The organism is Microbacterium sp. (assembly GCF_051953575.1).
Taxonomy (GTDB): Bacteria; Actinomycetota; Actinomycetes; order Actinomycetales; family Microbacteriaceae; genus Microbacterium.
In genome coordinates this window covers 1-11,128 of the sequence record NZ_JBQCIP010000183.1, presented here as the reverse complement: position 1 = coordinate 11,128, position 11,128 = coordinate 1, and the positions used below count along the sequence as shown (strand labels likewise).

At 72.3% G+C, this 11,128-nt stretch carries 10 protein-coding genes; 9 read left to right on the top strand and 1 reads right to left on the bottom strand.

Annotation, left to right across the window (positions count from 1 at the left end; genetic code table 11):
• The first annotated feature begins 121 nt into the window (after nt 1-121).
• The 4 genes from ACTHNQ_RS11485 to ACTHNQ_RS11470 all read left to right on the top strand — a co-directional run bounded on the left by ACTHNQ_RS11485 (nt 122) and on the right by ACTHNQ_RS11470 (nt 4,606).
• Nucleotides 122-1,021 (top strand): permease prefix domain 1-containing protein, encoded by a 900-nt coding sequence (locus ACTHNQ_RS11485; RefSeq protein WP_440333500.1) that lies wholly within the window; start codon nt 122-124, stop codon nt 1,019-1,021.
• A 68-nt stretch (nt 1,022-1,089) separates the two neighbouring features.
• Nucleotides 1,090-2,097, top strand: coding sequence for an ATP-binding cassette domain-containing protein (locus ACTHNQ_RS11480; protein WP_440333499.1), 1,008 nt, complete (start codon nt 1,090-1,092; stop codon nt 2,095-2,097).
• A complete protein-coding gene (locus tag ACTHNQ_RS11475) occupies nt 2,094-2,927 on the top strand; it encodes an ABC transporter permease (RefSeq protein WP_440333497.1) in 834 nt (277 codons plus the stop codon). The genes ACTHNQ_RS11480 and ACTHNQ_RS11475 overlap by 4 nt, the downstream gene beginning before the upstream one ends.
• Nucleotides 2,928-2,950: 23 nt before the next feature.
• The gene (locus tag ACTHNQ_RS11470) at nt 2,951-4,606 is read left to right on the top strand and encodes a DUF885 domain-containing protein (protein ID WP_440333496.1); all 1,656 of its coding nucleotides are present in this window, start codon (nt 2,951-2,953) and stop codon (nt 4,604-4,606) included.
• 65 nt (nt 4,607-4,671) lie between these two features.
• Here the strand turns inward: ACTHNQ_RS11470 and ACTHNQ_RS11465 are convergent, their stop codons facing one another.
• Complete coding sequence (locus tag ACTHNQ_RS11465; protein ID WP_440333495.1) at nt 4,672-5,967, bottom strand: isochorismate synthase; 1,296 nt, start codon at nt 5,965-5,967, stop codon at nt 4,672-4,674.
• A 22-nt stretch (nt 5,968-5,989) separates the two neighbouring features.
• Here ACTHNQ_RS11465 and ACTHNQ_RS11460 point away from each other — a divergent pair, with 22 nt between their 5' ends.
• The 5 genes from ACTHNQ_RS11460 to ACTHNQ_RS11440 all read left to right on the top strand — a co-directional run bounded on the left by ACTHNQ_RS11460 (nt 5,990) and on the right by ACTHNQ_RS11440 (nt 10,930).
• Nucleotides 5,990-6,619: a DUF402 domain-containing protein gene (locus ACTHNQ_RS11460; protein ID WP_440333494.1), complete on the top strand. Its 630-nt coding sequence runs from the start codon at nt 5,990-5,992 to the stop codon at nt 6,617-6,619.
• Between the two features lie 10 nt (nt 6,620-6,629).
• The gene (locus tag ACTHNQ_RS11455; RefSeq protein WP_440333493.1) at nt 6,630-7,391 is read left to right on the top strand and encodes a demethylmenaquinone methyltransferase; all 762 of its coding nucleotides are present in this window, start codon (nt 6,630-6,632) and stop codon (nt 7,389-7,391) included.
• Between the two features lie 9 nt (nt 7,392-7,400).
• Nucleotides 7,401-8,456, top strand: coding sequence for a polyprenyl synthetase family protein (locus ACTHNQ_RS11450; protein WP_440333492.1), 1,056 nt, complete (start codon nt 7,401-7,403; stop codon nt 8,454-8,456).
• A 72-nt stretch (nt 8,457-8,528) separates the two neighbouring features.
• Nucleotides 8,529-9,902, top strand: a complete 1,374-nt coding sequence (locus ACTHNQ_RS11445; RefSeq protein ID WP_440333491.1) for an FAD-dependent oxidoreductase — start codon at nt 8,529-8,531, stop codon at nt 9,900-9,902.
• 23 nt (nt 9,903-9,925) lie between these two features.
• Nucleotides 9,926-10,930: an alpha/beta hydrolase gene (locus ACTHNQ_RS11440; protein ID WP_440333490.1), complete on the top strand. Its 1,005-nt coding sequence runs from the start codon at nt 9,926-9,928 to the stop codon at nt 10,928-10,930.
• The last annotated feature ends 198 nt before the right edge of the window (nt 10,931-11,128 follow it).

Below are 11,128 nucleotides of genomic sequence, written 5' to 3'. Positions count from 1 at the left end.
GGCGTCGCAAGTACTACCGGATCACCGACGCCGGCCGCGCGGTGTACCGCGGCAACGTCGCGGCGTGGACCGCGACCCGGCGCATCATCGACGAACTGCTCGACGTGAAGGAGAGCCAGCAATGAACACCGACATCCACCGTCTGCTCGACGAGGCCTTCCAGGGCGTCGAGATGACGCCGGACGCGCAGGACCTGAAAGAAGAGGTGCGCGCCAACCTGATGGCCCGCGCCGAAGAGCTCGAAGCGGCCGGCGCGACGGCGTCCGACGCCGCACGGCAGGCCGTCGCCGAGCTCGGCGACGTGCGCGCACTGCTCGACGAGACGACGGATGCCTCACCCGCGCGCCGCACCGACGAATATGCCGCGCTCCTGCAGCGCCACCACGTGCGCCCGAAGCCCGGCTTCGTCGTACGGACCGTGGCGTATTCGATCGCTGCCGCCGTGGGGATCACGCTGGCGATCCTCGGCGCGAGCGGCGTGCTGCCGTTGCCGATCGGCGCGCAGATCGGCCTGTTCGGCATGGCGTCGACCGCGCTCGCGCTCATCGTCGGCGACTCCCTCTCGCAAGAGACGACGACGAACCACCCGATGCCGCAGAACCGCGCGGCGGGGTACTTCCTCGCAACGCTGCTCGGCGCCTTCGGGCTCGGCTTCGTCGCGCTGGTCGCCTTCGGCTCGATGCCGATGTGGGGCATCGTCTTCGCCGCACTGGGCGTGATCGCATCCATCATCCTCTTCTCGTTCCTCGGCGCCACGCAGACCAACCGCCACAAGGCGTGGACCCGTCAGCTCGCCGCCGCCACCCCGCCCAACCGGTTCGAGCGCGAGCCCGAGACCGCCGCACGATTCGGCGTCTACACCGCCGCCATCTGGCTCGTCACCTTCGCCGTCATCGCGGTGCTGGTGTTCACGGTCGGTTGGTGGTGGGCGCCGGTCGCCTTCGTGGGCGGGTTCGCGCTCATGATGCTGCTCCTCGCCCGCATGCTGTTCGCGCCCGAGAAGAGCCACCACAAGTCCTGATCCGAGCGGGCCGCGTCCCCGGCCCGCTCGGCGGCACATCACCCATTCGAAGGAAGGGATGCTTCGCCATGCCTGAAAACAACGCCATCGTCGCCCGCGACCTCGTGAAGGTCTACCCGGGCCGGGGTCGCCGGCCGGCCGTGCGGGCTCTGGACGGCCTCGGATTCTCGGTCCCCGCCGGCCGGGTGTTCGGGCTGCTCGGCCCGAACGGCGCCGGCAAGTCCACCACCACCAAGATCCTCACGACGCTCTCGCGCCCCACGAGCGGCACCGCGACCGTCGCGGGGCACGACGTCGCAGCCGACCCCGGCGCCGTGCGCGCCGCGATCGGCTACGTGTCGCAGGGCGCGAGCACCGACGCGCTCCTCACCGCCCGTGAGAACCTCGAGATCGCCGCCCGCCTGCGCGGAGTGAGCGCGGCGGATGCCCGCGGCCGGGCCGTGCGCCTGCTCGACGAGTTCGGGCTCGCCGAGGCATCCACCCGACCCGTCGGATCGTTCTCGGGCGGTATGCGCCGACGCCTCGACGTCGCCGCCGCGCTCGTGCATCGCCCGCAGGTGCTGTTCCTCGACGAGCCGACCACCGGGCTCGACCCCGAGGCGCGCGCCGCGATGTGGGCCGAGATCCGCCGGCTGTCGGGAGAGGAGGCGCTCACCGTCGTGCTGACCACGCACTACATGGAAGAAGCCGACCGCCTCGCCGACGAGCTGCTGCTCGTCAACAGGGGCCGCGCCGTCGTGCAGGGAACGCCCGACGAGCTGAAGGCCGCGCTCCACGGCGATTCGCTGCGCGTCTCGCTGATCGAGCCCGACGCCGCAGCCGTGCGCGACGCGATCGGCCGCGTTCCCGGTCTGCGCGACGTGGTCGTCGAGGCCTCCGGCGTCGACGGCGTCCTCGCCGCCCGCACCGACGACGCGTCTGCGGCCGTCGGCGCCGTCATCGGGGCCCTGGATGCCGCCGGCATCCGCTTCGGCCAGGTCGCGGCATCCCACCCCACCCTCGACGACGTGTACCTGCACTTCGTCGGCCACACCTTCGGTGACACCGTCGCCGCTCCGGAAGGAGTCGCAGCATGACCACGATCGCTCTCGCCCCCGCCATCGCCGCGCCCTCGCGGGCCGGCTGGTTCACCCAGGCCGGACAGGTGCTGCGCCGCTGGCTCATCGCCACCCTGCGCCAGGTCTGGGGACCGGTGATGTCGCTGATCCAGCCCGTCATCTGGATCGTGCTGTTCGGGCAGGTCTTCCACTCGCTCGGGGCGCTGCCGCAGTTCGACTCTTCGACAGGCTCAGGGACCGCCGGGTACATCGACTACCTCGTGCCCGGCATCCTCATGATGACGGTGCTGTACTCGGGCGCGTGGGCCGGCACCGGCTACATCGACGACATCAACTCCGGCGTCATGGACCAGTACCTCACCTCGCCGGTGTCGCGCTCGGCCATCATCACGGGGCAGCTCGTGCAGCAGCTGATCATCAACCTCGCGCAGTCGCTCGTGGTGCTCGGCATCGGGTGGCTCGCCGGCGCCCGCTACCCGGGCGGCATCGGCGGCATGCTCGTGGCGCTCGGTGTCGCGACGCTGCTGGCGACGATCTTCTGCTGCGCGTCGACGGCCGTCGCGCTCACCGCGCGCAGCCAGATCGCTCTCATCAGCCTGTCGCAGCTGATCGTGCTGCCGGCGACGTTCCTGTCGACCACGATGATGCCCGCCGACCTCATGCCGCAGTGGGTGCAGGACGTCGCCCGCTGGAACCCGATGACCTGGGCGGTCGAGCTCGGCCGCGGGGGCCTCGACGGCGCCTACCCCGACCACGGGTGGTGGCAGGTCGCCGGACTCACGGTGCTCGCCGCGCTCGCCTTCGTGTGGGCGATGCGGTCGATCCGCGCCTACCAGCGGTCGGTCTGAGCACGCGCATCTAGGGTGGACCGGTGAGCTCTGACCCGGTCCGCGAGGTCGCCGACGCCTATGTCCGCGAACTCGCCCGCCACGAGCCCGACGCCGCCCTGGCGTTCGGGCTCGTCGCGCGTCCGCTGCCCGACCTGTCGCCCGAGTGGCTCGTCGCCAAGTACGAGCTGCAGGGCGCCACGCTCCCCGCGCTGGACGCGGCCGGGCCGGGCGACGAGATGCTGCGCGCCGCGCTGCGCGAGCGCCTGGAGCGCGAGCGGCTGCTGTTCGACACCGGGTTCACGCCCCGGCTCGTCGCGGGACTCGCGACTCCCGTGCACCTCGTGCGTTACGCGCTCGAAGGCCGGGCGGTCACGGCGGATGCCGCGGGCGAGGCGGTGCTGGCGACGCTCGAGGCCTCTCCGGCCGCCGTGCGCGAGTACATCTCGTCGCTGCGCTGGGCGCGCGACCACGGCGACCGCTTCACCGGCGGCGGAGTCGCCCCGGTGCGCCAGCTCGACACCCTGGCGTCGCAGGTCGCGATGTGGGCCGAGTCGGACTGGTTCGGCTCGGTCCCCGTCGTCGGCGACGTGGATGCCGCCACCCGCGCCCGCGCGCGGGCCGCCGCCGACGAGATCGGCGTCGCGCTCGCCGAACTGGTCGGGGTGCTGCGCGACGAGCTGCGGCCGGTCGCGCCGACGGCCGACGGTGTGGGCGAGGCCGTGTATGCCGACCTCGCGGCGGGCATGCTCGGCGCCCGCATCGACCTCGACGAGACGTACGCGTACGGATGGTCGGAGCTGCAGCGGCTCGTGAGCGAGGCACGCGACCTCGCCCGGGCGCTCGGGGGCTCGGGCGACGACCCGGTCCGGGCGACGGCATCCCTGCTCGACGCCGATCCGCGGTACCGGCTGGACTGCGTCACGGCGATCCAGGCGTGGCTCACGCGGCGGGTTCGCGAGACCATCGACGCCGTCGCCCCCGCGTTCGACCTGCCCGCAGCGGTCCGCGACGTGGAGTGCCTCGTGTCGGAGGCGGCGACCGGCGTCGTCTACTACACGCCCGGAGCGCCCGACGGCTCGACGCCCGGGCGCGTGGTGTGGACCATCCCGAGCGGGGTGCCCGTGGCGGCGACGTGGCAGGAGGTCACGAGCGTGCACCACGAGGGGGTGCCCGGGCACCACCTGCAGTTCGTGCTCACCGCGTCGTATCCCGAGCTGCATGCCTGGCAGCGTCACCTGTGCCACATCCACGGCTACGCCGAAGGCTGGGCGCACTACGCCGAGCAGCTGGCCGACGAGCTGGGCCTGATCCGCGACCCCGCCGAGCGCCTGGGCCTCGTGCTCGGACAGATCTGGCGGTCGGTGCGGATCGTCGCCGACATCGGGCTGCACACCGGGCGCCCGATCCCGCCGAACGCCCTCGTCCCCGAGGGGGAGTGGACCCCCGAGCTCGCCCGCGACCTGCTCGTCGACCTGGCCCTCGTCGAGCCTGCGCTCGCCGGTTTCGAGGTCGACCGCTACCTCGGCTGGCCGGGCCAGGCGCTCGCCTTCAAGGTCGGCGCCCGCCTGTGGAACGAGGCCCGTGCGGCGCATCAGGACCGCCTCGGCGAGGCGTTCTCGCTGCGCGACTTCCACCGTGACGCGCTCGCCCTCGGCCCGATGGGCCTGGACCCGCTGCGCGCGCTGCTCGCCCGCTGACCGGACGGATGTCGGGCGCCCGGCATCCGCTCGACCGCGCGGTGCGCGCGGCAGACCCGCGCTGCTCAGGCCAGGGCGTCGACGATCGGCCGGAACTTCACACGCGTCTCGAGCAGCTCCGACTCGGGGTCGCTCGCCGCGACGATGCCGGCGCCGGCGTGCGCGACGACGGGGATCGTGGCGGAGTACTCGGCGTGCCGTCGGACGGGCGCGGCGCCGATCTGCGCGCAGCGCAGCGCGATGGCCCACTCGCCGTTGCCGTCGCCGTCGACCCAGCCGACGGGTCCGGCGTAGCGCCCGCGATCGAAGGGCTCGAGCCGGCGGATCGTGTCGAGGGCCGCAGCGGTCGGGGTGCCCGCGACGGCGGCCGTCGGGTGCAGCGCCGCGACGAGGTCCAGCGACGACGCGTGGTCGGCGAGGTCGCCGGCCACATCCGTGGCGAGATGCCACAGGTTCGGCAGCTTGAGCGTGAACGGCTCGGGGTCGGCCCGCAGATGACGGGTGTGGGGGCCGAGGGCGTCGAGCACGCTCTGCACGGCGAAGCGGTGCTCTCCGAGGTCCTTGTCGCTGTGCGCGAGGGATGCGGATGCCGCGGCGTCGTCGTGCGCGTCAGTCCCTCGAGGGATCGTGCCGGCGAGCACGCGTGCGGTCACCACGCCGCGCGAGGCGGTGACGAGGGTCTCGGGGCTCGCGCCGATCATGCCGTCGACGGCGAACGTCCACGTGTCGGGGTAGTCGTGCGAGAGGGCGCGCACCAGGCGCCGCAGGTCGGCGCCGGCGGGGATCGTGCCCACCAGGTCGCGGGCGAGCACGACCTTGTCGAGCTCGCCGGCGCGGATGGCGTCGACAGCGGCGCGGACGGCGGCCTGGTACGCGGCGGGATCCATGGTGCCGGGACCGAGGGTGGCCGACCAGTGCGGTCCGTAGGGCGTGGGCTGGACCGCCGGCTCCGCGAGGCCGAACGAGGAGCGGATGCGGGTGATCCACGAGCGTCCGCGGTGGCGGCCGATGACCGCCTGCGGCACGATCAGCCGGCTCGTGGCTGACGAGCGCTGATCGAACACGAGAGTCCCGAACGCGACCAGCCCCGTGCCCGGCAGCCCGACCGGATCGTCCACCTCGGCGGTTGCGGCCAGGTGGCGCCAGGCGTCCGCGGGGGACGGCACGCCTCCGTCGTCGACGCCGGCGTGCCCCTGCGGACCGCGCTCATACCCGCCCACGCTGCCGATGCCGACGATGCCGTCGCCCCGGCGCAGCCACGCCAGCGGTTCGTCGGCGGAGGCGTAGACGAGCAGGTCGTCGACGTGCTCGATCTCGCGGGTCTCGACCACCAGCTGCGGCGGGCGGCGCGAAGATGTCACCCCTCCAGCCTAGACTCGCGAGGTGACCGACGCCGCCGCCGCGCAGCCCCGCCCGACCCGCCTCGACCGCCCCGCGGTCGGGACCGCGCTGCAGTTCCGGTGGCGCAAGTGGGACGGCGGCGCGCACTGGGTCAACGACGAGGTCTACCTCGGCAGCGACCGGTGGGGCGACTGGCTCGGCCAGCCGGACGGCTGGCGCAACGTGCGGCCCGGACTGGAGTTCCCGGCCGACGGGCCGAACGTCACCCTGCTGCCGCCGAGCGGCGACTTCGCCATGACGGTGCACGCGACGCCCCGCCGCGTGCGCATCTACATCGACATCGCGTGGGACATCCGCTGGGATGCCGGCGCACCCACGGGGATCGACATGGACCTCGATGTCGTGAAGGCCATCGACGGGCGTGGCCTGTTCATCGACGACCGCGACGAATGGGACGAGCACCGGGTGCGCTACGGCTATCCGCTCGACCTCGTGGAGCGGCTCGACGCCCTCGCCGTCGATCTGGAGCGGCGGGTCGCCGCCGCCGAGGCGCCGTTCGACGACGCCACTGCGGATGCCTGGCTCGCCCACCTCGCATCGTTGCCGGGCGTGCCCGCCCCGCCGCGGGTCGAGTTCCCCGCCCCTCAGGGTGCTGTCGGGCCCGCGGCCTAGACTCGTGCCCGTGGCCACGCACCCTTCCGATCACGAGTCCAACCGCGCCGACCTGCACAAGGACCCGTCGCGCGTGAGCGGCATGTTCGACCAGGTGGCCGCCGGCTACGACCGCACCAACACGGTGCTGAGCCTCGGCAACGACCGGTTCTGGCGGGCCGCCATGGTGCGAGCGGTGAACCCCCGTCGGGGCGAGCGCATCCTCGACCTCGCGGCGGGCACGGCGATGTCCAGTGCGGCGCTCGCCGGCCGCGGCGCCGAGGTCGTCGCCGCCGACTTCTCGCCGGGCATGCTCGCCGAGGGCGAGAAGCGCTACGGCCCCACGGCGCCGGGAGGCGGCATCCCGAACCTCACCTTCGTCGAGGCGAACGCGACGGCGCTGCCCTTCGCCGACGCCGAGTTCGACGCGGTCACGATCTCGTACGGACTGCGCAACGTCGACGACCCCAAGAAGGCGCTGCGCGAGATGCTGCGCGTGACCAAGCCGGGCGGACGCCTGGTCGTGTGCGAGTTCTCGCAGCCGCCGTCGAAGCTGTTCCACGGGCTCTACCGGTTCTACAACGACCGGGTGCTGCCGGTCGCGGCGCGGGCCGTCAGCTCCAACGCCGACGCCTACGACTACCTCAACGAGTCGATCCGCGACTGGCCCGACCAGCGACGCCTCTCGGCCTGGATCCGCGAGGCGGGCTGGACCGAGGTCGCCTACCGCAACCTGTCGCTCGGGATCGTCGCCCTGCACCGCGCCGTGAAGCCCGGTGGCGAGCCCCGGTAGGCTGGCAGGGTGACACCGACCGTGCCGGGCTCGCGCATCGCGGGCAAGCTGGGCTTGACCGACCGCGTCTTCGCGGGGACGCGTTCGCGCGGCCTGCGCAAGACGGTCGAGGCGGGGCTCAAGCGCGTCGACCTCGCCCTCGAGCGCGAGCTCCACGCGACCGACGCGCTCGCCGACGCCACCAGCCGCTACCTGTACGACGCCGGCGGCAAGCGCGTGCGCCCCATGCTGGCCCTGCTGACCGCTCAGCTGGGCGACGGCGCGACCGACGAGGTGATCCAGGCCGCTGCGGCTCTCGAGATCACCCACCTGGGGTCGCTGTACCACGACGATGTGATGGATGCCGCCGACAAGCGCCGTGGAGTGCCCAGCGCCCACGCGGTGTGGGGCAACAACATCGCGATCCTCACCGGCGACCTGCTGTTCTCGCGGGCGAGCCAGATCATGGCCCACCAGGGCGACCGCGCCATCCGGCTGCAGGCCGACACGTTCGAGCGCCTCGTCCTCGGGCAGATGCACGAGACCGTCGGGCCGACGGATGCCGACGATCCGGTCGACTTCTACCTCCAGGTGCTCTCTGACAAGACCGGCTCGCTCATCGCCGCTGCCGCGCAGGCCGGCGTGATCTTCTCGAACGGCCCGGAGGAATTCGAGCAGCCGATGGTGACGTTCGGCGAGAAGGCCGGCGTCGCCTTCCAGCTGCTCGACGACGTGATCGACCTCTCGGCCGATCCCGGCGAGACCGGCAAGGTTCCCGGCACCGATCTACGCGCCGGCGTGCCCACGATGCCGTACCTCGTGCTCGCCCAGCGCACCGATGCCGATGCGGTCGCCCTGCGCGCGCGCATCGACGAGGGCGTCGCGCAGATCGCCGACGGCGCCGACCCGGCGCTCCTCGACGAGCCGCTGGCGCGGCTGCGCGACCACGAGGCCACCCAGGCCACCCTCGATCTCGCCCACGCGTGGTCGCACGAGGCCATCGAGGCGCTCGCCCCGCTGCCGGACGGCTCGGTGCGCGAGGCGCTCACCCGGTTCGCGCAGGCCGTCGCCGACCGCTCCAGTTAGCCGCACCCGCGCTCCGCCGCTCCGCCCGCAACGAACGGAGGGGGCGGTGAGCCCGGCCCCGAAGGGACACTCATGACCAAGCTCCGACTGGCGATCGTCGGTGCAGGCCCGGCGGGCATCTACGCCGCCGACATCCTGCTCAAGGCCGAGCGCAAGTTCGACGTCTCGATCGACCTGTTCGAGCAGCTGCCCGCCCCGTACGGGCTGGTGCGCTACGGCGTCGCACCCGACCACCCGCGCATCAAGGGCATCATCACGGCGCTGCGCGAGGTGCTCGACCGCGGCGACATCCGCATCTTCGGCAATGTCCGCTTCGGCGAGGACATCACCCTCGACGACCTGAAGCGCCACTACAACGCCGTCATCTTCGCCACCGGGGCAATCCACGACACCGCCCTCGACATCCCCGGCATCGACGCCATCGGCTCGTACGGCGCGGCCGACTTCGTCAGTTGGTTCGACGGGCACCCCGACGTGCCGCGCGAGTGGCCGCTGGATGCCGCATCCGTCGGCGTCATCGGCAACGGCAACGTCGCACTCGACGTCGCCCGCATGCTCGCCAAGCACGCTGAAGACCTGCTGCCCACCGAGATCCCCGACAACGTCCACGCCGGCCTGGCCGCCTCGCAGGTCACCGACGTGCACGTGTTCGGCCGCCGCGGGCCGGCCAACGTGAAGTTCACTCCGCTCGAGCTGCGCGAGCTGGGCGAACTGCGTGACGTCGACATGGTCGTCTACGACGAGGACTTCGACTACGACGAGGCGTCGCGCGCCGCGATCGCGAGCAACAAGCAGGTCATGGTGATCGACCGCGTGCTGCAGTCGTGGCGCAAGCGCGATTCGGTGAACAACGCCGGGGGGACGGCATCCCGCCGACTGCACCTGCACTTCTACGCGAAGCCGGTCGAGGTCAAGACGGATGCGGACGGGCGGGTGTCGGCGTTCGTGTACGAGCGCACCCGTCCGGACGGCGAGGGCGGCGTCGTCGGCACCGGAGAGCTCCGCGAGGTGCCGATCCAGTCGCTGTACCGTGCCGTCGGCTACTTCGGCTCGCCGCTGCCGGGCGTGCCGTTCGACAAGAAGCACGGTGTGATCCCCAACCGCGAGGGCCAGGTGCTGAGCAAGGACTCGAACGAGCGGGTCAACGGCGTCTACGCCACCGGCTGGATCAAGCGCGGTCCGGTCGGTCTCATCGGACACACGAAGTCCGACGCGATGGAGACCGTCCGCCACCTGATCAACGACCAGGGCACGTGGTGGCAGCCGGCGGACCCGTCCGAGCAGGCGATCCCGGCGCTCCTCGCCGAACGCGGCGTGCGCTGGACGGACCTCGACGGCTGGCACCGCCTCGACGAGCACGAGATCGCGCTGGGCGCCCCGCACGAGCGCGCGCGCATCAAGGTCGTGCCGCGCGAGGAGATGGTCACGATCTCCCGCGGCGAGTGACGACGTCGGCCTAGGCTGTGGTCATGGCCGGGCCGTCCGACGCGTGGGTCCCCGACATCTTGGGGAAGCCGTTCGAGCAGCTCACGATGCCGCTGGGCGTCCAGGGAACGCAGGGCGAGCTCGTCGCGACTCTCGTGCGCAGCATCCCGAACCCGTTTCTGTCGCTGTTCGCTCCGCTGCGCGACGTGGACGTCCTGTACATCCACGGCTGGTCGGACTACTTCTTCCAGCGGGATGTCGCGCAGTTCTGGACGAGTCGCGGCGCCCGCTTCTACGCGCTCGACCTGCGCCGCTACGGGCGCAGCCTGCGTGAGGGCATGACGCCCGGATACGTCGACGCCCTCGAGGACTACGACGTCGACATCGCGCATGCCCTGGCCGCCATGGGTCAGGGCACGCCGCAGTCGCCGTCGGCACGGCGGCTCGTGCTCATGGGGCACTCGACCGGCGGCTTGACGCTCACCCTGTGGGCATCGCGCCACCCCGGCCGCGTTGCCGCCCTCGTGCTCAACAGCCCGTGGCTGGAGCTGCAGATCGGAACCATCGGCCGGCAGGCGCTGGCGCCGCTAGTGGAGATGCGCGCGAAGCTCGACCCACGTGGCGCACAGCCCGAGGTCGACTTCGGGTTCTACACGCGCGCGCAGGAAGAGATCGGGTCGCTGCCGACCGGACCGGAGCGCGCGATCTGGCGGCCGGACCGCGGCTTCCCGACGGCGCCCGGGTGGCTGGCGGCCGTGATGGGCGGCCATCGCCGGATCGCGGGAGGCATCGACGTCGCATGCCCGGCGTTCGTGCTGCTGTCGGCGCACTCCACGACGCCGATCTCGTGGAAGGAGTCGATGACGTCGACCGACTCGGTGCTGTGGGTCGACGACATCGCCCGCGCCGCCACACTCATCGGCCGCGGCGTCACGATCTCGCGCATCGAGGGGGCGATCCACGACGTGTTCCTGTCGCGCGATCAGCCCCGCGCCGACGCGTTCGCGGCGCTCCGGCAGTGGGCCGACGGCTACGTCGCCCACCACTGATGCGTGCAGTCTTGTCCCCCGAAGAGGGGACAGACTTGGTTCTACCAATCGGGTTAGGCTGTATGCGAGGCATCCCCAGTGCCTCAGGGAAGGGACCTCCCCAAGAAACCTTCCCACCGTCGCAGGGTGCCGTTCGCCGGGGGGTGGACGAGCGCGATAGCCCGCGACGCCCAGGCCCCGGGTGTCCCCAGCACCCGG

What these genes read in the sequence shown, in the direction of transcription:
- ACTHNQ_RS11485 (WP_440333500.1), top strand. Translation starts at nt 122, where the DNA reads ATGAACACCGACATCCACCGTCTGCTCGACGAGGCCTTCCAGGGCGTC.
- ACTHNQ_RS11480 (WP_440333499.1), top strand. Translation starts at nt 1,090, where the DNA reads ATGCCTGAAAACAACGCCATCGTCGCCCGCGACCTCGTGAAGGTCTAC.
- ACTHNQ_RS11475 (WP_440333497.1), top strand. Translation starts at nt 2,094, where the DNA reads ATGACCACGATCGCTCTCGCCCCCGCCATCGCCGCGCCCTCGCGGGCC.
- ACTHNQ_RS11445 (WP_440333491.1), top strand. Translation starts at nt 8,529, where the DNA reads ATGACCAAGCTCCGACTGGCGATCGTCGGTGCAGGCCCGGCGGGCATC.
- ACTHNQ_RS11440 (WP_440333490.1), top strand. Translation starts at nt 9,926, where the DNA reads ATGGCCGGGCCGTCCGACGCGTGGGTCCCCGACATCTTGGGGAAGCCG.